16 protein-coding genes are annotated in these 20820 nt (G+C 68.9%); 8 read left to right on the forward strand and 8 right to left on the reverse strand.

Going from position 1 to position 20820, the window contains the following annotated elements; all coding sequences use genetic code 11:
- Positions 1–66: 66 nt before the first annotated feature.
- Positions 67–3159, reverse strand: coding sequence for a BTAD domain-containing putative transcriptional regulator (locus ACFVUS_RS09300; protein ID WP_387763004.1), 3093 nt, complete (start codon positions 3157–3159; stop codon positions 67–69).
- Between the two features lie 240 nt (positions 3160–3399).
- On the opposite strand from ACFVUS_RS09300, the gene ACFVUS_RS09305 reads away from it, so the two are divergent.
- Genes ACFVUS_RS09305 through ACFVUS_RS09335 form a run of 7 tightly spaced genes read left to right on the forward strand, consistent with a single transcriptional unit; the run spans position 3400 to position 10867 of the window.
- The gene (locus ACFVUS_RS09305) at positions 3400–4914 is read left to right on the forward strand and encodes a GMC family oxidoreductase (protein ID WP_387763006.1); all 1515 of its coding nucleotides are present in this window, start codon (positions 3400–3402) and stop codon (positions 4912–4914) included.
- Positions 4911–6017, forward strand: coding sequence for an NAD(P)-dependent alcohol dehydrogenase (locus tag ACFVUS_RS09310; protein WP_387763009.1), 1107 nt, complete (start codon positions 4911–4913; stop codon positions 6015–6017). The genes ACFVUS_RS09305 and ACFVUS_RS09310 overlap by 4 nt, the downstream gene beginning before the upstream one ends.
- A gap of 19 nt (positions 6018–6036) precedes the next feature.
- A complete protein-coding gene (locus ACFVUS_RS09315) occupies positions 6037–7545 on the forward strand; it encodes a GMC family oxidoreductase (protein WP_387763011.1) in 1509 nt (502 codons plus the stop codon).
- 33 nt (positions 7546–7578) lie between these two features.
- Entirely contained in the window at positions 7579–9027 is a 1449-nt protein-coding gene (locus ACFVUS_RS09320; RefSeq protein WP_387763013.1) for an aldehyde dehydrogenase family protein, read from the forward strand.
- Between the two features lie 44 nt (positions 9028–9071).
- Complete coding sequence (locus ACFVUS_RS09325; RefSeq protein WP_387763016.1) at positions 9072–9293, forward strand: hypothetical protein; 222 nt, start codon at positions 9072–9074, stop codon at positions 9291–9293.
- Positions 9283–10185 (forward strand): catalase, encoded by a 903-nt coding sequence (locus ACFVUS_RS09330; RefSeq protein WP_387763018.1) that lies wholly within the window; start codon positions 9283–9285, stop codon positions 10183–10185. Before ACFVUS_RS09325 ends, ACFVUS_RS09330 begins: the two co-directional genes overlap by 11 nt.
- A 25-nt stretch (positions 10186–10210) precedes the next feature.
- A complete protein-coding gene (locus ACFVUS_RS09335) occupies positions 10211–10867 on the forward strand; it encodes an NADPH-dependent F420 reductase (protein ID WP_387763021.1) in 657 nt (218 codons plus the stop codon).
- A 9-nt stretch (positions 10868–10876) separates the two neighbouring features.
- Here ACFVUS_RS09335 and ACFVUS_RS09340 read toward each other — a convergent pair whose 3' ends face one another.
- The 4 genes from ACFVUS_RS09340 to ACFVUS_RS09355 all read right to left on the reverse strand — a co-directional run bounded on the left by ACFVUS_RS09340 (position 10877) and on the right by ACFVUS_RS09355 (position 15321).
- Entirely contained in the window at positions 10877–12196 is a 1320-nt protein-coding gene (locus ACFVUS_RS09340) for a DoxX family protein (protein WP_387765466.1), read from the reverse strand.
- An 88-nt stretch (positions 12197–12284) separates the two neighbouring features.
- Complete coding sequence (locus ACFVUS_RS09345) at positions 12285–13019, reverse strand: MBL fold metallo-hydrolase (protein ID WP_387763024.1); 735 nt, start codon at positions 13017–13019, stop codon at positions 12285–12287.
- 11 nt (positions 13020–13030) lie between these two features.
- Positions 13031–13978 (reverse strand): fumarylacetoacetate hydrolase family protein, encoded by a 948-nt coding sequence (locus ACFVUS_RS09350; RefSeq protein ID WP_387763027.1) that lies wholly within the window; start codon positions 13976–13978, stop codon positions 13031–13033.
- Positions 13979–13986: 8 nt separating this feature from the next.
- Complete coding sequence (locus ACFVUS_RS09355) at positions 13987–15321, reverse strand: alpha/beta hydrolase family protein (protein ID WP_387763029.1); 1335 nt, start codon at positions 15319–15321, stop codon at positions 13987–13989.
- Positions 15322–15425: 104 nt separating this feature from the next.
- Between ACFVUS_RS09355 and ACFVUS_RS09360 the strand changes: the two genes are divergently transcribed.
- Positions 15426–16055, forward strand: coding sequence for a TetR/AcrR family transcriptional regulator (locus ACFVUS_RS09360; RefSeq protein WP_387763032.1), 630 nt, complete (start codon positions 15426–15428; stop codon positions 16053–16055).
- Positions 16056–16057: 2 nt separating this feature from the next.
- On the opposite strand, the gene ACFVUS_RS09365 is transcribed toward ACFVUS_RS09360, so the two are convergent.
- The 3 genes from ACFVUS_RS09365 to ACFVUS_RS09375 form a co-directional block, all read right to left on the reverse strand.
- Positions 16058–16549 carry a hypothetical protein gene (locus tag ACFVUS_RS09365; RefSeq protein ID WP_387763034.1) on the reverse strand — a complete coding sequence of 164 codons (492 nt, stop codon included), beginning with the start codon at positions 16547–16549 and terminating at the stop codon, positions 16058–16060.
- A gap of 306 nt (positions 16550–16855) precedes the next feature.
- A complete protein-coding gene (locus tag ACFVUS_RS09370) occupies positions 16856–17728 on the reverse strand; it encodes a DUF3298 domain-containing protein (protein ID WP_387763036.1) in 873 nt (290 codons plus the stop codon).
- A gap of 360 nt (positions 17729–18088) precedes the next feature.
- On the reverse strand, positions 18089–20740 hold the full coding sequence (locus ACFVUS_RS09375; RefSeq protein ID WP_387763039.1) for an AAA family ATPase: 2652 nt from the start codon (positions 20738–20740) through the stop codon (positions 18089–18091).
- Positions 20741–20820 lie beyond the last annotated feature (80 nt).

The following is a 20820-nucleotide window of genomic DNA, read 5'->3' on the forward strand; positions in this document are numbered from 1 at the left end:
AGAACCCCGGTGGCCACGCGGCGATGGTTACCCTCGCCGTGAACCTAACCCACGACGCGGCCGCGGTTACGAGCGCCCGACCTCCCTCGGATGGCGCGACGCGCCCCGGGGTGCCGCACGAATCGCCGACTGGAAGGTCGCGGCGTCCGAGCGCGATCGATCGCGGGCGTTCGGCCCGGGAACAGCAGGAAGCAGGTCCAGGCGCTGGTCGATCAGTGCGAGCACGATATGGGCGTTCCTGGAATCGGCCAGGGTTCGCGCCTCCAGCAAGGTGGTTCGTGCGAGCTCGATCAGATCGTCGCTCGAATAGGCGGCGGCGAGATCGATCCGGGCCGCCAGCAACTCGGCGGTGGAATCACCGCGTTCCAGGTATGCGACAGCCCGGCGGAGCAATTCGGGTGTGGTGTCATCGGCCGCGGTCCGCGCGACCGCCCGCCACGCGCGGCCCAGGGCGACTGGGGTGTTCAGGCGAACAGCCAGTTCGAGTTCCTCGGCCGCGAGACGGCGGGCCTGGTCGGCCTCACCAGCCACTGAAATGAGTTGCAGCGCCGCCGAACTGCGCCACGGCAGATGTGAGGGGTTGTGTTGATGCCAGGATGCGAGACGACGCCCGCAGTCCAGAAAATGTCCGGCGGCCGCACGGGAGCGGCCCTGCGCGGCGCACAGCATGGCGCGCACGTAGGTGACCGTAATCCATTCCCAGGACTCGGAATTGGCGTGGATGCGGGCGGGTTCGAGCCAGCGGTCGGCCTCCTCGATACGCCCGGCCCCGAGCAGGGCGGCGGCGTACAGGGCGACCAGCCCGGCCGGACGCCGCACCGACGCGGGGGCGGGCACGGCCACCAGCGCGCAGGTCCGCGCCGCCTCGGCGTAACGGGCCTGGCGCAGCAGCACTTCGGTGTGCAGCATGAGCCGATAGGTGTCGAGCATGCCGAAGTACCTGTCCTCGCCCTGACCGGTGAGCCGATGGGCCGGGGTGAGGTCATCGGTCCACAGCGCGATATGTGCCTCGATGCCGAGCAATTCGGGCGGGACGCGTTCCCCCGTCGCACCGCCCGCCGCCGCCTCGAATCGGGTGCGCGCCTCGGCTGCCGAAATACGCACGGCCACCAGGTCGTCAATGGTGCGCACGGCCACGGTCACCGCATCGGGCGACGCCTCGGCGCGGGTGCGCGCGAGGTACGCGTTCCAGGCCCCCGAGGTCAGCCCGGTGACCATCCAGCGCGAGGCTCGCAGCGTCCGCGCGGCCTCCGGGTCATGGGCGGCGGTCTCGGTGATCACCTCGTCCAGCAGCGCCTCGGCATCCTGCGCCTGACCCGAGGTGACCAGCGTCCACGCGAGCGGAATGAGCGCCGTCGGAGCGACTTTCGCGGCCCGCTGCCCCGCCAGCGCCCGCTCGAAATACGCCCGCGCCGCCACCGGATCGGTCCACTGCTTCACCAGCCCGAGCCGCACTCCGATCTCATCGCGCTGTTCCGGCGCGCACACCCGCTGCGCCACTTCGAGATACCCGATCGCCTCCGGAAGCTCCAGCGCCCGAACAGCTTCCGCCCCCGCGTCCACCAACGTAGGCACCCACTCCGCCCACCGCTCCCCCGACAACTCCCGCAGATACCCCGCCGCCACCCGAGTGTCCTCGGTCACCGCCGCCGCACGCCGCGCCGCCGCCACCAACATGCCCTGCACCTCGTCGCGCGGGCACAATCGGCGCAAGGTATTGGCGAGCAACGCATGTCGCAGCCGAGACAGCTCCGGCGCACCACCGGGCACGGGCACCGGATCACCTACGCCCCCGTCGACCGCGGTGCCGTGGTCCGGCTGGGGCGGGGCCGTAATGCCGTGAGCCGTCAGTGTGGCGCAACAGTCCCGGAATTCGCTGTCGGACTGGCCGCAGGCGGCGGCCACCACCTCCGGCGGGGCGTCGTACTCGTTGAGCACCGCGATCGCACGGAGCGCGCGGGCCGCGGCCGGTCCAAGATGATCGAGTTGCCGGCGAACCGCGCGCGCATAGTTTCCGTTCGGGAGATATTTCGGAACGCACGGCGGATCATCCAGCAGGGCAAGGTCTTTCAGCAGCGCGGTGACAAGCATCGGAGCGCCTCCGGTGGCCCGATGGATATCAAGCGCGAACCGGCCGCCGGGGATTCCCGGCACCCGCTCGGCCAGCGCCGCGATTTCGGCGGCATTCAGTGCGCCCGGTCGAATGGTCGGCGGCGCCGGGGATTCCCGTAGGTCGATCGCCTCGGAGGTGGAGGATCGATACCGCGCACTTTCATCTCTCGATGCAACGGTCGAGGGAAGCGGGGACGCGGTAACTCCCGCCGCACCGTCATTGGGCCGACGAGACAGCACAGCCGGGAAGGTGTCCGGCGGCGACGGATGGCGGATGGGGTCCGGGATCGGTTGTCCGGCGAGGATGTTGGTTTGCAGGGCGCGCAGGTCGTTGCCCGGTTCGACGCCGAGGGTGTCGATCAGGGCGCGGCGGGTGCGGGTGTAGACCTCGAGGGCTTCGGAGCGGCGGCCCTGGCGGACCAGGGCGCGCATGAGGAGTTCGGCGGCGCGTTCGCGGAGCGGGTGTTCACCGACCAGGGGGCGCAGGCGGTCCAGGACCTGGTCGGTGCGGCCGAGCATGGAGGCTACGAAGAGGCTTTCCTCCAGGGCGGAGAGGTAGCGCTCGCAGAGCACCGCGCGCTGGGCGGATGCCGCCGGGCCGGGCAGTCCGGCCAGCGGTTCGCCGGAACACAGCGGTAGCGCGCGAGTGTAGAGCTGGTCGGCGACTTGCCAATTCCCTTGGGCGCGAGCGCTTTCCGCTCGTGCGACCAGCGCGTCGAAGATTCCGGCGTCGACCTGGTCGTCGGTGATCCGCAATTGGTATCCGCCGTGTCCGGACAGCAGCACTCGCGGTTCGGCGCGAGGTGCGCGGTCCGGTTCGAGCACGCGGCGCAGGGCGGAGATATGCGTCTGGACCAGGCCGGTGCCGCTGGCGGGGACGTCGGCGTCGTAGAGGCCATCCAGTAGGACGGTCGCGGGGATCCAGCGCCCGCGGCGCAGGGCCAGCGCGGCCAGCAGCGCACAGCGTTGCGGCGGACCCGGGCGTACGGGTTGCCCGTCGCGGAGCACCTCGACGCCATTGAGCAGGTTGATGCGAATTGTCGCCATTGTCGTGCGTCTTGCGCCCGGCCGGGGCTTCCTTCCTGCGTGACTCCGCCGATTCTCGAACTCGCGCAGCGTAGTCGGTCATCTACCCGGCCAGATCGCACCCCACCGCGCACTGAATCCGCTCGCACGCCGCTGACCTGGCCATTCTGAATCCGTCCAGAGGTTTTTCAGTGACCGAGAACATGGTTTGCCCGGTGCCGGGACCCCGGCGCGTTCGCGATACGAGAAGGGCTGCGGTCCATGAACCACGACTACATCGTCGTCGGCGCCGGTTCGGCGGGTGTGGTGCTGGCCCGGCGGCTGGTCGACGCCGGTCACCGGGTGCTGCTGCTGGAAGCCGGTCCGGCCGATACGAATCCGGCCATCCACGATCCGGTCCGGTCGATCGAACTGTGGGGCAGCGCGGTGGATTGGGGCTTGCGCACCGAACCGCAGACGCACGCCGATGGACGGCGGCTGCCCTGGCCGCGCGGTAAGACGCTCGGCGGCAGCAGCGCCTTCAACGGCATGATCTATGTGCGCGGTATCGCCGCGGACTATGACGCCTGGGCGTATCAGGGTGCGGCGGGCTGGGATTGGCGGAACGTGGAGCCCTACTTCCGGCGGCTCGAACATTTCGAGGGCGGCGCGGACGGCGGGCGCGGTGTCGGCGGCCCGCTCTGGGTGCAGCGCAATCCGGGACCGAACGCACTGGTCAAAGCCTGGGTGGAGGCCGCGGGACAGTACGGTCTGCCGTTCAACGAGGACTACAACAGCGGCGATATCACCGGTGTCAGCTACACCCAGCACACCATTCGCGATCATCGGCGGCAGAGCACCTGGGTGGCCTACGGGCAACCCATCGCCGGAAACCCGAACCTGACGGTGGTCACCGGCGCGCACGCCACCCGCGTGCTGTTCGAGCAGGAGCGCGCGGTCGGCGTGGAATACCTGGTGGACGGTATCGCGCACACCGCGTACGCGGACGCCGAAGTGGTGCTGTCCGCCGGTGTACTGGGATCGCCGCAACTGCTGCTGCTCTCGGGTCTCGGCCCGGCCGAACAACTCCGATCGTTCGGACTGCGAGTGCGCGCCGATCTGCCCGGTGTCGGGCGAAACCTCCAGGATCACTGGTCCAGCCCGCTCATCTGGCGCGCCACCGGACCCACCCCCGCCTGGTCCGCGCAGGGCCTGGAAGCGCACCTGTTCACCGGCACACGCCCCGGATTGATCGCACCGGATATCCAGCCGCTGTTCCTGTCCTGGGTCTACCCGCTGCCCGATCGGGCACTGCCCGAACACGGATTCTCGGCGGTCGCCCAGCTGCTGCATCCGTACAGTCGCGGCGAAATGCGTTTGCGCTCAGCCGATCCCACGGTCGCACCGAGCTACGACCCGAAGGTGTTCTCCGATCCGCGCGATCTGGAGACGCTGGTGGACAATCTCGAACTGCTACGCGAGATCGCCGCCCAGGACACGCTGCGCGAGTGGACCGACGGCGAGGCGGTACCCGGACCTACCGTGCGCACCCGGGAGCAGTTACGCGATCACGCCCGCGCGACCGTGGTCAGCGGACACCACCAGATCGGCACCGCGCGTATGGGTCTGGACGCGTTGTCGGTCGTCGATCCGGAGCTGCGCGTGCACGGCGTGCACGGTCTGCGAGTGGTCGACGCATCGGTGATGCCCGCACTGCCCAGCGGAAACACCAACGGCCCCACCATCATGATCGCCGAGAAGGCCGCCGATCTCATCCTCGGCCGGACCGCCGCATGAGCCTGATGATCACCGCGTCGGTCGCGCGCGAGAACGCGGCCGAATTCAGCGTGGAGCGGCTCGAACTCCAGGATCCGCGACCGGAGGAAATGCTGGTCCGCTATATCGCCTCGGGTCTGTGCCATACCGATCTGGAGGCGGCACGCGGCACCGTGCCGACACCGCGACCGGTGGTGCTCGGGCATGAGGGAGCCGGGGAGGTGGTGGCCGTCGGATCGGCGGTCACCGGTTTCCGGCCCGGCGATCGGGTGCTGTTGAGCCTGGATTCCTGTGGCCTGTGCGGGAATTGCCTGGCCGGGCAGCCCGCGTACTGCGTTCGGCATATTCCGCTCAACTTCCACGCGGTGCGCTCGGACGGGTCGGTGGGGCTGCGCGATGCCGACGGCGCGGCGGTGCACGATCACTTCTTCGAGCAGTCCTCGCATGCCACCTACGGATTGGTGCATCCGCGCGGTGCGGTGAAGGTCGATCCGGATCTGCCCCTGGAGGTGCTCGCGCCCATGGGGTGCGGTGTCATCACCGGCGCGGGCGCGGTGCTGAACTCGCTGCGCGTGCGAGCGGGCAGCACGGTAGCCATTTTCGGTGCGGGCGCGGTCGGGCTCAGCGCCCTGATGGCGGCCGAGGTCGCCGGGGCGGCGCGCATCATCGTCGTCGACCGCAATGTCGAACGGCTCGGCCTCGCAACGGATCTGGGTGCGACCGACACCATCGACGCCGATGTCGAGGATCCGGCCGCCGCGATTCGTGAACTCACCCGCGGACGCGGAGTCGACTTCGCGGTGGAGTCGACCGGCGTAGTGCAGGTGATGAATACCGCCGTCGAAGTCCTCGCGCCGCTCGGATCCGCCGCCATTCTCGGCGTCACCGCGCCGGATGCGGCCATGCGCGCCAATGTCTTCGAACTACTCAAGGGCCGCACCGTCACCGGATCGGTGATGGGCCATCAGGCCCCGGCGGTACTGATCCCGCGCCTGCTCAACCTCTTCCAGGCGGGCCGATTCCCGATCGGCCGCATGGTGCGCACCTATCCGCTGGAGCAGATCAACAGCGCCGTCGCGGACGTGCGCGCCGGGACAACCGTCAAAGCCGTTCTCACACCCTGATATTCCCGAAAGGACAGCCATGTCTCACACCCCCGACATCCTCATTGTCGGTGGCGGTTCCGCCGGTGCGGTGCTCGCCGCCCGGCTCAGCGAGAATCCCGAGCGCCGGGTACTGCTGCTGGAGGCCGGACCCGCGTACCCCGCGACGGGCTATCCGGAATCTGTTGCCGCCAGCGACATGCTGGGCGGATATACCGGACACGATTGGGGTTACGCCTCCGAACCCGGCGTCATCGGCCATCCGGTGCAGGCGTACCGGGGCAAGGTGCTGGGCGGTAGTTCCGCCGTCAACGGGTCGGTCGTGGCCCGTGCCCTACCCGCCGATTTCGACCGCTGGGCCGCGCGCGGTCTGACCGGCTGGTCATTCGAGGAGGTGTTGCCCAGCTTCCGCGCACTCGAGCGCACCGATGCGGGTGACGAGCACTGGCACGGACGCACCGGACCGCTGCCGGTGCATCAGCTGAGCCGCGCCGAATTGAGCGATATGCAAAGGGCTTTCGTCGACGCGGCGCTGTCCTGCGGCATTCCGGCGACCGAGGACTTCAATGGTCCGCAGCCCTACGGTGTCGCGCCGTACGCCATGAATGTGGTGGACGGGGTGCGCGTCAATACCGGCATGGCCTACCTCACCGATGCCGTGCGCGCCCGGCCGAATCTGGAGATCCGGGCGGACACGCTCGTGGATCGCGTGCTGTTCGCGCAAGGTGACGCCGGTGCCCACGGGGTGCGGCTGGCCGATGGCTCCGAACTCCGCGCCGGCGAGGTGATCCTGAGCGCGGGCGCGTACGGTTCCGCCGCCATTCTGCTGCGCTCCGGTATCGGTCCGGCGGAAGACCTTGCCGCACTGCAAATCCCGGTCGTCGCCGATCTTCCGGTCGGGCGCACGCTCTATGACCACCCGTTCTACTACAACGCCTACGCCGCCCATGCCGATCGGATCGGCGATGCGCATCCGGTCATCGGGGCCAAGGTCTGGACCGCGAGTTCCGATGCCGCCGCGGGCGAATTGGATCTGCACATCACCGCCACCCACCTGATCGATCAGAGCCTGAGTCCGACCGGTGCGGCGTTCGTGCTGGCGGTCGCCCTGACCCGGCCGCATTCGCGCGGATCGCTGACCCTGCGCAGCCGCGATCCACTGGACGCGCCGCGTATCGACCTGAATTTCCTGGCCGAACCCGCCGATCGCAAGCGACTGCTGGAGGGCATCGCACTGAGTCGCCGGATCGGGGCGACCGCACCACTGTCCGATCTCATCGATCACGAAATGGCCCCGGGCGCAACGGCACTCAGCGAATCCGAGGTCGAGGCCGCGATGCTGGCCACGCTGGACACCTACCACCATCCGAGCTCGACCGCGCCGATGGGCGGGCCCGATGACCCGAACGCCGTGGTGGATCGACTGGGCGCGGTGCGCGGGGTGGCGAACCTGCGCGTGGTGGACGCGTCCATCCTGCCCGACGCCGTCTCCGCGGCCACCAACGCCACCGTGATCATGGCCGCCGAACATATCGCCGCCCAACTGTAATCACCTGCCCGGCAGGAATATTCAGGAGAATCAGTGACAAACGACCGACTTCCGCACGCCCGCAACTGGATCGACGGAGCCTGGTACGAGGGCACCGGCACCGGCACCTCGTACAGCCCCGCGACGGGACAGCCGGTGGGTACCTTCGCCGAAGGCGGTGCGGCCGAGGCACAGGCCGCGATCACCGCCGCGCGCCGCGCCTTCCGCACCGGAACCTGGTCCCGGGACCGGGAATTGCGCGCCCGCGCACTGTTCGAGATGGCCGATCGTATGGCCGAACGCCGCGACGAACTCGTCGCCCTGCTGGCCCGGGAGAATGGAAAGATCCTGGCGGAGGCCGCCTTCGAGGTGGATCTCAGCATTCCCAAGCTGCGCTACTACGGTGCGCTGGCGCTGGCCGAATCCGGGCGCGCCGCCGAGGTCAAGCCCGGTCTGTACTCGATGACGCTGACCGAGGCCGCCGGTGTCGCCGCGGTGATCGCACCGTGGAATTCGCCGGTGGTGCTGGCGGTGCGGTCCTTCGCCCCGGCGCTGGCGGCGGGTTGCACGGTCGCGATGAAGCTGCCCGGTCAGACCGGATTGGTCAACGGCCTGCTGTACGAGATCATCGCGGCCACCGCATCGCTGCCGGCCGGGGTGATGAACTGTTTCACCGAATCCGGCAATGACGGTGCGCCACTGCTGGTTTCCTCACCCGAGGTCGATGTCGTCAGCTACACCGGGAGCACCGTGGTCGGGCGCGTCATCATGCGCAATGCCGCCGATACGCTCAAGCCGCTCTCGCTGGAATTGGGCGGTAAGAGCCCGATGCTGGTGTTCGACGATGCCGATCTCGATGTCGTGGTGCCGGTGCTCACCAAGGCGATCACCACCTTCACCGGGCAGTTCTGTATGACCGGCAGCCGCATTCTGGCCCAGCGCGGTATCGCCGACGAGTTGCGCGACCGGATGGCGAAATCCCTTGCGGCGGTGCGGGTCGGCCCCGGCGACGATCCCGCCAGCGAGATGGGTCCGATGATCGATCGCGCCAATGCCGAGCGGGTGGATCGCACGGTCGCCGAGGCGGCCGAATACGCCACCATCGTGGAGCGCGGCGGATTGCTGACCAGCGGCCCCGACGCCTACTACCACCCCAGCCTGATCGAGGTCGAGGATCTGAACTCCCCCATCGTGCAGCACGAGGTGTTCGGGCCGGTCGCGACCTTCGAGCGCTTCGACGATGAGGCCCAGGCCATCGAACGCGCCAATGCCACGGAATACGGTCTCGCGGCGAGCATTTGGACCCGCGATGTGGATCGCCCGCTACGGGTCGGGCGCGAACTCCAGGCCGGAACGGTGTGGACCAATACCTGGGCGGTCGTGGTCGATCAGTTCGAGGAGGGCGGGTTCAAGCAGAGCGGTATGGGCCGCCTCAACGGGCTGCGCGGGCTCGGCGAATTCCAGGAGATCAAGCATATGGTCCACCCCGCGCCCCGGGGATGATCAGCACCTGTGCGTGCCCGCGGCCGCCGCGCTGGAAACAGGCGGTGGCCTCGGGCCTGGCGATCTTCCCGATCTCGTTGCTCGGCAATGCCGTCCTGGGTCCGCTGCTGGCCGGTGCGCCACTGGTGTTGCGCACCTTGGTGTTCACCGCGCTGTTCAGCGTGCTCATGACCTTCGCGGCGCTTCCGGCCGTCAGCGGCCTGTTGCGCGCCTGGCTCGCCCCGCACTCCCGTCCCGCGAACGAAGTACGCCACCATGACCACTGAAAAAGATTTCACCGCAGGGGAATCGGCCGAGCGCATGGCCGAACTGCTACCCGCCGAACCGCATACGCGGCTGCTGCACAGTCGCGGCACGGCGGTAACCGGGGTCTTCCATGCCGAGGCCACCGCCGCCGAACTGAGTACGGCCGCGATATTCGCGGGCGGGCCGGTACCGGTGGTCGGGCGCTTCTCGGGCACCCGCGGCGATGCGCACGGGCATGACGCGCACACCGGCGATCAGGGATTGTCGGTGCGGTTCGCGCTACCGGGCGAGCCGGTCGTCGATCTGACCGCGTTCACGCTGCCGGTGTTCTTCGTGCGCAGCGGTGCGGACATGCTCGAGTTCTTCGCCGCCATCGCACCGGATCCCGGTACCGGGGCACCGAAACCGGAAGCGATGACCGATTTCACCGATCGGCATCCGGAGGCCGCCGCCGCGCTCGCGGCGGGATCCGGTCTCGCACCCGCCAGCTATGTATCGCAGCGGTACCACGCGATTCACGCCTTCGGCTTCATCGCGCACGACGGCACGCAGAGCTGGGCGCGCCTGGAATGGCATCCGGAGGTGGGCCTGACCGGACTGGATCCCGTTGCGGCGGGCCGTCTTCCGGCCGACTACCTGGCGCGGGATCTCGCCCGGCGGCTCCCCGCGCATTTCGGGCTGTACGCGCGCCTGGCGGTCGATGGGGACGCGGTGCACGATCCGACCGCGCTCTGGGCGGATCCGCCGCGATTGTTGCGACTGGGCCGCTTACGCCTGGACCGCGTCATCGACGACCACGACCTGGATTTCGATCCGCTGCGCCTGCCCACCGGTATGACCGCTCCGCGCGATCGACTCGCCGCGGACCGATCCGCCATCTACGCGGCGGCCCGACGCCGCCGCATCCGATAACCCGATTTCACCGAAGGAGCACATCATGACCCTGGCCATCATCGGCACCGGCAATATCGGCCGCCGCCTCGCCTCGCACCTCACCGAGGGCGGCGTGGATATCCTGCTCGCCGGGCGCGATCTGGATGAAACCCGTTCGCAAGCAGTGGAACTGGGCGCGCACGCCACCGCCGTCACCGTCGACGAGGCGATCGAGCGGGCCGATATCCTCATCCTGGCCGTCTGGTTCGACACCATTCGCGAGCTGGTGGCCACCTATGGTGATCGACTGGTCGGCAAGATCATCGTCGACCCCTCCAATCCCATCGCCCCCGATGGTCAGGGCGGCTTCGTCAAGACCATCGGCCCGGACGAATCCTCCGGCGAATTGCTCGCGGCCCTGCTGCCCGAGGGCGCACGCCTGGTCAAGGCCTTCGGCACGCTCTCGGCCGAATCCCTCGATACGGCCGCCCGCCGCACCCCGGAACTCGCGGTGGGCTTCTACGCCACCGATGACGAGGGCGCGGGTAGTGCCGTGGCACAGCTGATTTCGGCCGCCGGATTCGATCCGGTGCACGCCGGTGGCATCGACGCGTCCATCCGCCTCGAGGTCTTCGGCGACCTGCACGAATTCGGCGCACTGGGCCGCCCGGTCAACCGCGCCGAGGCCGAAGCCGCCCTGCCGCGGCTCGCCGCGCGCTGATCCGGACCGCTACCGGTTATACGGCTCCTCCCGCACCCAGCTGAACCCACGTTCCAAGAGCGGGAACGATTTCGGGTCGAGTTGGGTGAACCAGGCGTGGATGCGATGTCCGGCGTAATCGTCGGCATCGATGACCAGGCGACCGGGACCGGGCCACCAGTAGGTGAGCCGGACCCGGACCGGGGTCTCGGCATAGGTGCCCAGTGCGATCCGATGCGCCAGATCGATGTGATGCTTCCTGGGATCTATTGTGCCGCCGTAGATCTCGAAGGAATCGTCCATATGCTGAATTGTCAGCACCAGCGGATCCGAGACATGGAACGGCCGGTCGACAACCACCCTGCGCCAACGTAATTCGTCGGTCAGCAGCGGATCACGGGCATACCCCTCGGAGGAGAACCCGTCCACCCGGTATATCCCGTACAGCTCCGGTGTGGGCGTCTGCCACTGCCGCCAGCTCTGCACCCCGATCACCGCGAGCAGGAGCAGCCCCACCACCACCTGCGCCACCAGCGCGATCCGGTTGGCCCGCAACGATTCGAACAGCGGCACCGACCGGATCGCGGGCGGCACCCGGTCGGTGAACAACACCGCGAACAGCCGCCGCGCGTACGGCGCCAGCAGAAACAGGCTCAACAGCAGAAACTGCGACGACACCGTCTTGAGCCGAATGTCATAGGTCATATTCAGCAGGAACACCTGCGTCATATCCACCGCGCACAACAGCGCCCCCGCCGCGGTCGCGCGCGGCACCAGCAAGAGCAGCCCCGCCAGCAATTCGGCTGCGCCGAGCGCGATCTCATACGGCTGCGACACACCGACCTGCGACCAGAGCACCCCCTCCGGACTGAAATTCCCATAGGGCTCCACCAGCCGATTCAATACGAACGGCATCTGCGTCGGAATCGCCTTGGCCATCCCGAAATAGAACATCGCCAACGCCAGCACCAGCCGCAAATACACCCGCGACCACGCGAACAACCGCGGATACCACCCCCTGCGCCGATCCAGCACCGACCACACCGCCGTCGCCAGGCCCGCGACCACCACCATCAAGAACAGCGCGGCCCACTGAAAAGCGCTGTCACTCCCCACCTGCGTACTGACCACCCGCAACCCCAGCACATGCGAGGCGGTCCACTCGATCGGCGGCCGCACCCAATGCAGCACCCCCAGCACCGACGCCCACCCCGCATCAACCCCCATCCCCGCCAACAGGATCGGTATCAACCCGAGCACACCCGCCAGCCCGAACAATCCGAAATAACAGAACCCGAACCGGAACCCGATCCGAGTCAACGGATGCCAGCGTTCCTCGGGCGCACCCATCACATCGGTATCCACGGACCCTCCCCCACGTCTGAACGCTGCGGCTCGACCGTAGGGGCGGGGCCTTAAAGGACGGCGGTGGATCCGCTTAAGACTCGAAGGCGCGCCGCACTGCTTCGGGGTCGAAGTTCGTCGGGAGGCCGTGGCCGGGGACCAGGATCTTGGCGGGCTGGTCGGCCAGCGACAGGGCGCTGGCGCGGGTGCCGGACTCGTTGTGGTTGAAGAAGCCCGGGAGTAGTTGCAGACCGGTGCTCAGCAGCAGGGGGTGGCCGGTGACCAAGGTGTCGCCGGAGAACAGAACGCCTTCGGCGGGGTGCAGGTAGGCGGTGTGACCGTCGGTGTGACCGGGGGTGGGGATGGCGATGATGCCGCCGGGCAGGGCCGCGAGGGTGGCGGGGTCCGCGGTGGTGGCCGAGGGGATGGACATATTGATGTGGCCGAAGCAGGCGCGGGCGGTGTGCGCCACCCAGCGGCGGCCGCGGGCGGTGCCCAGGCGTTTCACCATTTCCACGGGGGTGATCTGCTGGAGATATTCGCGTTTGGCGTGGCGGACTTCCTCCGCGCCCGTGTAGACCGGCATGCCCACCTGTTCGACCAGGGCGGGGATGCCGCCGATGTGGTCGAGGTGAGCGTGGGTGATCAGGACCGCGGCGACATCGGGGAGTTTGTGGCCGATCTGCCGGACCGAGTCCAGCAGATCGGACGCATCGGCGGGATAGCCGCCGTCGATGACGGTGACGCCGGAGCCGTCGGTGACCAGGGCCCAGTTGACATTGGTTCCGGCCACCACGTAGACGGAATCGGAAATCTGGTCGATCTTCACAAACGCCTCGCTCAGTTGGGGATTCGGTGTTCGATGACGCCGATGCCGTCGATTTCCAGCCGCAGCTCATCACCGGGAGCGAGCCACCGCCCCAGTTCCATGCCACTGCCGCCGGGGAGAGTACCACTGCACAGCAGCTCGCCCGGGAAGAGCTGTTCACCGCGCGATACGTGCGCTATGGCCTCGGCCATCGAGTACTTCATGGTGCGAGTTCCGGTGTGCGAGATGACATTTCCATTGATGCTCACGGTGGCGGTGAGGTCGCCGAGGCGGTCGGCGACCGCCGCACCGGTGACCGCGGTCGCCGACATCGAGGTGGCGAAGTGTTTGGCCCGCTGCGGGCCGAAACCCGAACGCATCTCCGCCAATTGGACGTCGCGGGCGGAGAAGTCATTGACCACCACCACGGCGGCGATGGCGGCGGCCGCCTCCGCGACGGTGGCGTCGCGCAGCGGGACACCGAGTACGACACCGAGCTCCAGCTCGAAATCCAGTGCGCGACTGTAGGAAGGCGCGGCGACGGGCGTTCCGGAGGGAACCACCGTCAGCGCGTTGGACATGTAGTAGATCGGCTCCCGGTACCACAGCGCGTTCGGGCGGAACGGCGGGAAGGTACGCCGGGTCACCGCCTCGTACGCCGTGGCGATCCGGTGCGCGGCGGGCAGGAATCGTGCGGCCATCCCGCGCGCGGCGTCGACGGCGTGCTTCTCGAAGACCATGAAATCGCGGAACGACACCGGGCACACCGGCAGCACCGTGGCGCCGTCGGGCAGGCCGAGCAGGTCGTAGCGGGCGATCTCGAAATCGGCGGAGAAGGCGGGTGGGAGCACGGAAATCCCACCGGCGCTGTCGCTTTCGTCGAATGCGCGCCACCCCTCACCGGTATCGACCTGGGTGTCGATGCGATGGTCGGCGCGGTTGAGCACACGGCGGATGCGCGGCGGCGAAGTCGTCGTCATACCGCCCATCATGCGACCTCGACGGCGATCGGGGCGGTCAAGTGCTCGCGCAGGAACGTCGCCGACAGCGCAGACCAGTGTTCGGCATTGCCCATGGCGCAGTGATCGTCCTCGGCGTACAGCACCAATTGCGCGTTCGGCGCGCCGACCGCGATATCGATCGAATCCTGCGTGCTGGCCAGCGTGTCGCGTTCGCCGTTGATCACCAGCAGCGGGCAGTCGATGCGCCGATACAGTTGTGCCAGTGAGAGTTTCGCGAGCTTGCGGGTCAGGTCGAGGGTTCCCGAGGCACCGAGGGTGGCACTCAGCGTGGAGATCATGATCTCGGGCATCCCGATCGAATTGCGCGCGCCGAAACTGTGATGGCTGAGCGGGCCGTTGGATACCGCCACCGTCAGCCGGGGATCGACCGCCGCCATCCGGGTGGACCAGTAACCCCCGAAACTGAAGCCCAGCATGCCGATTCGACCGGCATCGATGCGCGTGTCGGCGGACAGGTGATCGATGACCGTCGCATACGCCCGCTCGGCGGCATCGGAAAGCCGCGCACGATAGGAGTAGGTGCCGGGCATCTCCATCACGAACATGCCCAGACCCGCCGCACGCTGGGCCAGCAGCGGCAACAGCACCTCGCCGATGGTGCCCTCCAGACCATTGGTGACCAGCACCGCCGGAACGGGGCCGGAATCGCCGGGCAGCACCAGGATTCCGCGCACCTCATCCCCCTCGATCGGAATGCGCACCACCTCGGCGGTCATGCCCAGCGCCGGAGCCAGCGCGAGCACCAGCACCTCGCACAGCCGATGCGAGCGCTCATAGGCCCGCAGCCGCCGCGGACTCCAGCCCGGCCAGGCGGCGACGAACTCGTACACCAGCGCCTTGATCAACCCGTCCAGCGCGACGGCGGCATCGGCCGCCTCGGGATGCGCGGCTCGGAACCGTTGCACCGCATCGGGATCGGCCACCGCACCGCGATCGGCCAGAATCGTCACCGCCGGGGCGAGCAGTGCGCCGAGGGCGGGCAGATCGGTGGCGACCGCCGGATCGAGCAGTTGCCCGGAGGCGGGTGCGCCGAGCCGGGCGAGCGCGGCATCGGCGCGTGTCAGGTGTTCGCCCGCTAAGGCTCCCCAGTATCCGGCCCAGCGCGCGTCTTCGAAGGATCGGCATCCGGCCAATTGCCGACCGAACTCCCCTGCCTCGATTCCGCCGAGGTGGGTGAACCGGTCCGCGAACAATCGGGGCAGGAACGGTGCGACACCCAGCCGGTGCGCCGCCCGTTCGGTGGTGTGGGTCAGCGCGTGCGCGGTGATTCGAACCCGTTTACCGATCTCCGACAACGTCATCGTCGTACCTCTCGCCGCGAGCGCAATTCGCAGAAGTCTCTGCTTTAGCGAGGGTAGACAGCGCGCGGGACCAAAAGCAAGAAGTTCTGCTTTAGAATCGCGATATGTCCGAAGCCGAGCAGACCGCACCCCAGCGCCGACCGGGCGGGCGCGCGGCGAAGGTCACCGAAGCCGTACAGCACGCCGTCCTGGCAGCCGTCGCCGAACACGGCGTCGACAAGGTCGGAATACCCGATATCAGTCGGCGCGCGGGCGTGCGGGACAGCTCCATCTACCGCCGCTGGGGCACGCGCGAGAATTTGATCCTGGACGTCATGCTCACCACCAGTGAACGCACGCTGCCGCTACCGGATACCGGCGAGTTGCGCGGGGACCTCACCGCGTTCGCGCGCGCTCTCATCGCCTACTTCGACACCCCGCTGGGGAACGGTCTGGCGCGCGCCCTCGCCTTCGCCACCGAATCCCCCGAACTCGCCGCGGCACGTAAAACCTTCTGGGACAAGCGCTATGAAGCCAATCGGGCCATGATCACCCGTGCCGTCACCCGCGGCGAACTACCCGCCGGGACCGATGCCCGCACCGCCCTCGAATCGCTCATCGCGCCGATTCACTTCCGGCACTTCCTCACCCACGAACCGATGGACGCCGAATTCGTCGAGGGCCTGGTCACCCGCGTGCTGCACACGCTGCTGCCGGCAACGGGTAAATCCCCCATCACCACCGACGGCGGATAACCTCAGTGCCGCCGTACCGGTGGGTCGGGGGGTGTATCGGGATCGCCGTCCCGGCCCGGCTGCTCGCGATCCACCCCGGTCGGCTCCCCCGTCGACTGTCCGATCCGGCGCGGGCGCGCCACCCGCCGGATACCGGCCGCGGGCGCGTCACCGGCGCGTTTGCGCCGCAATGCGTCGAGATCGATGATGTTCGCGTCCGGGCCGGCGGCATTCGCATCGTCCTGCGGCGCGGGTTGCGGCATGCGACCGGGATCGACCGGCCACCAACCGGTCTCGCGCTGCAATTCCGAGCGCAGCACGGGCCGGGTCGGTGCGGGATCGTAGATGGTGCCGCCGTCGGGACGCCAGATCTGGTCCGGGCGCGCACCCGGTTCCTCGGTCATGCGCCGCGGGCGGCGCGGCAGCCGGGTGACCCCGGAGGCGTCGTCTTCCGCATCGGGCGCGGGTGTCTCGGCGGCCTTCAGACTTTCCAGCTTCCGGCGCAGCCGTTCCACCGCTTCGAACCTGTTCGTGCCTGGTCCGGGTACGGATCCCCGTCCCGGTCCTTCCTGCTCGGACATCGAACTAGCCGCCGACAGGAGTCGCGGCGGCGGTCGCCACCACCACCGCCTGCTCGAGCTGGTCGCTGAAATTCTTCCTGTTCGTGTAACTCACGTTCGTATTCTCCCTCAGCACCGCTACACTCTTCGTCCCGCCCCGAGCCCAATGGGCGACAGGATCCATACGCGAACGGCCCCTCCGAATGTACCGCCCGGGACGCCGGAAACGTTCAGCCGGATTTCGCGGCCGCCGGACCGTGGTCAACCCGGAATCAAGCCACGCTGGCCGGGAGCGATCAGATCGGCTAGTGCGGACCACGGAATGGTGACGCTCCGCATACCGAAACCGCCGAGTTGATAGTCCGGAAAAAACAACACCATTCCGGACTCGGCGGGAATCCAGTTGCCGAAATTCGCCTCGACGGGACGTACGCCCGGCAACGTCGCCGGGACCCCGACCCGCTCCACAACCTGGTCGGACAGCCGCCGTAACCCGGCCTGTACATCGGTGAACAGGTCCGCGAGGGTGATCGGCTCGGCCGTGCGGGAATCGATCACGATCGTGCTGACGGTGTTGTTGTAGTGCGCGGCGGGCGCGCAATACCAATTGCCCGCGAGCACTTCCCCGATCGCGGTGGGGCGGAATTCGATCCGGCGCGGCTCCACCCGGGCCACGCACGAGCCGTCGCCGGTCTCGACCAATCCGCTCGAGCGCAGATTGGTTTGCGCCGAAGATCGCGATGCCCGGTTGAAAGCCGTTGTCACAGCGTCTGATCCATCGAGTTCGTAATACCGGACGTCCCAGGTGTGCGCCCCGCCGGGTCCGGCTCCGACCGATTGCCGCAGGGCACCGGAGAACGCCCGTTCGTTCGAGGTGCCGGAGATCGTCGCGGCGGCGGTGAACGGGCGCAGATCACCGTCGGGGTCGGCCTTGCGCTCCGTGGTGCCGACGGGCGCCGAATTGCCCGGGGCCGGTGGCGTACTGGTGCGCGAGGCGGCCAGGGGCGTGCCGGTCACCGATACCGCCGCCGAACCACCCGGCGATTCGGGCCGATCCCGCGCGCTCCCGCATCCGGCCAGCGCCAGCATCCCCACCACTGCCAGACATGCCGCCGGAACGATTCCGACCCGCATCACCGCCACCTCCCGCACTCGCTCCGGCGATGCCCGGCACACCGCGCATCCCGTCAATCGCCCTGGACGGCAGCACGGTATCGACGGTGCCTTGCGATGGCCTTAAGAATTCACTGCGGCCGTCGTTCAGTGCGGGATGACGCCCCAGGCCTGGAGCAGATAGGTGATATTCGAGGCGATGCCGGTGACGGTGTCGGCGAGATTGATGGCGGCGGAGCCCAGATTGATGATGGGTAGCATGATTCCTCCTCGAAACTGCTTGCGGAACAGCGGGATTCGAGGTCGGTGGCGATGGCGGACCGGCCTCCCAGCTGCAACGCTACCCGGGGAGATCGGTCGCGATATCGGTCATCGGATCGGTCACAGGGTCAACCGCATCCCGTGTTCGAAGTCGATCGCGGCCAGATCCTCGCGCGCGGCCAGGCCCAGTTTGGCGAAGACCTGCGAGAGGTGGTGCCCGACCGTGCGCGGGCTGATGAACAGCTGGGCGGCGATCTCCCGATTGGTCAGCCCCTCGGCGGCCAGGCGGGCGACACGCAGCTCCTGCGGGGTGAGCAGTTCATCGCCGGAGGGCCGGACCGGATCGCGCCTGCGGTCCCCGACCAGAACCAGTGCACTGTCCGCGCGCTGTTCCCAGGGCGTCGCGCCGAGTCTGGCGAAGGTCTCGCGGGCGGCGGTGAGCCGCACCCGGGCATCGCCGCGGCGGCGAGTGCGGCGCAGCCATTCCCCGTACAGCAGTTCCGCACGGGCGTGCTGGAACGGCCGGTCGGCGGCCTCGGGCACCGAGAGTGCGGTCAGGAACAGCTCTTCCGCCGCCGGGCCGTCCGCCAGCAGCGCACGCGAGCTCGCCGCCGCGGCGAGCGCCCATGGGACGCTGGTCTTCTCGGCCCAGTCGACCAGTACCGCGAGATGATCCCCGGCGGCCTGGATCCGGCCCATCCGCACCGCGGCCTCCACCGCGTCGGCGGCGGCCAGGGCGGCGACGGTGGGGTGGCACGCGTCGCTGTCCGGATCGATGGTGGCGGCGAGAAAGCCAAGTGCCGCATCGGGTTTCCCGGCGCTGAGCGCGTTGACGCCCAGATGCCAGTACACATAACCGATTTGGATGCGCGAATTGCGGATGCGCGCGATGGTCAGCGATCGCTCACTCAGCGCGGTGGAGGAGTCCTCGTCACCGCGTACCGCCGCCAGCCAGGCCAGGGTGTTGAGCGCCAGCCCCGAGGAGGCGGGGATACCGCCCAGATCCTGCGAGGTCTGTAGCGCCTCACTGGCGTCGACCGCGGCGTCGTCCCAGCGTCCCAATGCGAGTTCGGTGATCGCCGCGTGCGCCAGCATGGAGGACAGCCAGCCCGCGTCACCGCGCGCCCGCAGCGTGGCGACCGCGCGGCGCAGCGCCTCGGCCACCGGGCGGATCCGGCCCATGGCCAGCGCCATGGTCGCCGACGGCACCCGCCAGGGCGCGGGCGCCTCGCCCTCGGGCATGCCGAGCAGTTCATCCTCGAGCCCGGGCTGCCCGGACTCCCAGGCGGCACGCGTTGCGAGGTAACGCAATTCGGCGGCGGTGACCGGATCGGCGAAATCGGCGGCCCGCAGCAGTTCACCGCGCGCGTGCGCGGCATTGCCGAAACTCAGGTCGATGCGTGCCGCCAGTCCCCCGCTGGCGTGCACCACCAGTGCGGTGCCCGCCCGCGCGGTCGCCTCGGCCAGGTACTCCCGAGCGGCGGCGACATCACCGCCCTCCCAGGCGGCGCGCGCCGCGAGCGCGAGGCGACGTCCGGCCGCCTCCCCGTCGGGCGAGAGCCCCGCGGCCTGGCCCAGGGTTTTGGCGGCGGGCAGCGGTCCGCCGCGGTCCCAGGCCAGCATGGCCCGTTCCTCCAGCAGCAGGGCCACCGTCTCGCTGGGACCGGTGGTCGCGCGCGCCACATGCCAGGCCCAGCGGTCCGCGTCGGCGCCGCGCAGTACCGCGCCCAGCGCGCGGTGCACCGCTATTCGATCGGCATCGGCCGCCCGTTCATAGGCGATGGCGCGAATCATGGGGTGCCGCATGGTGATCCGGCCGGGTTCGGAGTGGATCAGGTCGGTGTCCAGCACCGCGTCCCAGGCCGATTCCGGCAGTTCCAGGGTGGCGGCCGCGCGCCGAATCACCTGGGCCGCACCGCTTTCCTCGGCCGCGACGATCAGCAACAGCAGGCGTGCCGCGGGGGTGAGCGCCGCGATCCTGGCGTCGATGACGCGGTGCAGGCGCGGGCCGACCGGTATCAGTCCCGGTGCGGCCGGACCCGGTTCACCGTCCTCGGCCGACGCCAATTCCCGCAGTGCGAGCGGGTTTCCGCGCGTCAGCCGCAGTACGCCACCGGCTCGGTCGGCGCTGATATCGGGCTCGACGCGGCGCAGCAGCGCGGCCGCGCTGGCATCGTCGAGTCCGCGCAACCGCAGCGCCGGGATATGGTCGGCGGGACCGCCCGCCGGGTCGGTATGCCCGGTGAACAACATCAGCACCGGTTCATCGGTGCAGCGCCGGGCCACGAAGTACAGGCTCTGCGCGGACGGCGCGTCCAGCCACTGGGTGTCGTCGGCGATCACCAGCACCGGTTGTTCGGCCGCCAGATCGGACAGCAGGGTGAGCACCGCGACGCCGATCAGAAAGCGATCGCCGGGTGAGGGCATATCCATGCCGAGCGCGGCGCGCAGCGCGCGGGCCTGCGGTTCTGGCAGGGCGTCGATACGATCGGCGATCGGGCGCAGCAATTCGCGCAGCCCGGCGAATGCCAGCACCGATCCGCTGAGCGTGCCGCGACAGCTCAGCACGCGGAATCCGGTGGCGCGTTCGCGCGCCACCTCCAGCAGGGCGGATTTGCCGATGCCCGGATCACCCCAGAGCACCAGCGCCGAACCGTTGCCGTCACGGGCGGCGGCACACCGCCGAGCCAGTTCGGCGAGCTCCTCGTCCCGGCCGTACAGCTGCGGCGCGGCGGCCGCGTCCGACGCGATACCGAGGGGGGAAGCAGCCATGAATTCGTCCTCGCAATCCTCGGACCAGGTCCGATATCCGAAGCAACACCGCTGCGGGAAGTATGCCCGCCCGCTGACTT

Source organism: Nocardia sp. NPDC058058 (assembly GCF_042885355.1).
Classification (GTDB): domain Bacteria; phylum Actinomycetota; class Actinomycetes; order Mycobacteriales; family Mycobacteriaceae; genus Nocardia.

Coding starts and splice junctions, on each gene's coding strand:
- ACFVUS_RS09300 (WP_387763004.1), bottom strand. CDS start 3,159: ATGGCGACAATTCGCATCAACCTGCTCAATGGCGTCGAGGTGCTCCGC.
- ACFVUS_RS09305 (WP_387763006.1), top strand. CDS start 3,400: ATGAACCACGACTACATCGTCGTCGGCGCCGGTTCGGCGGGTGTGGTG.
- ACFVUS_RS09310 (WP_387763009.1), top strand. CDS start 4,911: ATGAGCCTGATGATCACCGCGTCGGTCGCGCGCGAGAACGCGGCCGAA.
- ACFVUS_RS09315 (WP_387763011.1), top strand. CDS start 6,037: ATGTCTCACACCCCCGACATCCTCATTGTCGGTGGCGGTTCCGCCGGT.
- ACFVUS_RS09330 (WP_387763018.1), top strand. CDS start 9,283: ATGACCACTGAAAAAGATTTCACCGCAGGGGAATCGGCCGAGCGCATG.
- ACFVUS_RS09335 (WP_387763021.1), top strand. CDS start 10,211: ATGACCCTGGCCATCATCGGCACCGGCAATATCGGCCGCCGCCTCGCC.
- ACFVUS_RS09340 (WP_387765466.1), bottom strand. CDS start 12,196: ATGGGTGCGCCCGAGGAACGCTGGCATCCGTTGACTCGGATCGGGTTC.
- ACFVUS_RS09350 (WP_387763027.1), bottom strand. CDS start 13,978: ATGACGACGACTTCGCCGCCGCGCATCCGCCGTGTGCTCAACCGCGCC.
- ACFVUS_RS09355 (WP_387763029.1), bottom strand. CDS start 15,321: ATGACGTTGTCGGAGATCGGTAAACGGGTTCGAATCACCGCGCACGCG.
- ACFVUS_RS09360 (WP_387763032.1), top strand. CDS start 15,426: ATGTCCGAAGCCGAGCAGACCGCACCCCAGCGCCGACCGGGCGGGCGC.
- ACFVUS_RS09370 (WP_387763036.1), bottom strand. CDS start 17,728: ATGCGGGTCGGAATCGTTCCGGCGGCATGTCTGGCAGTGGTGGGGATG.
- ACFVUS_RS09375 (WP_387763039.1), bottom strand. CDS start 20,740: ATGGCTGCTTCCCCCCTCGGTATCGCGTCGGACGCGGCCGCCGCGCCG.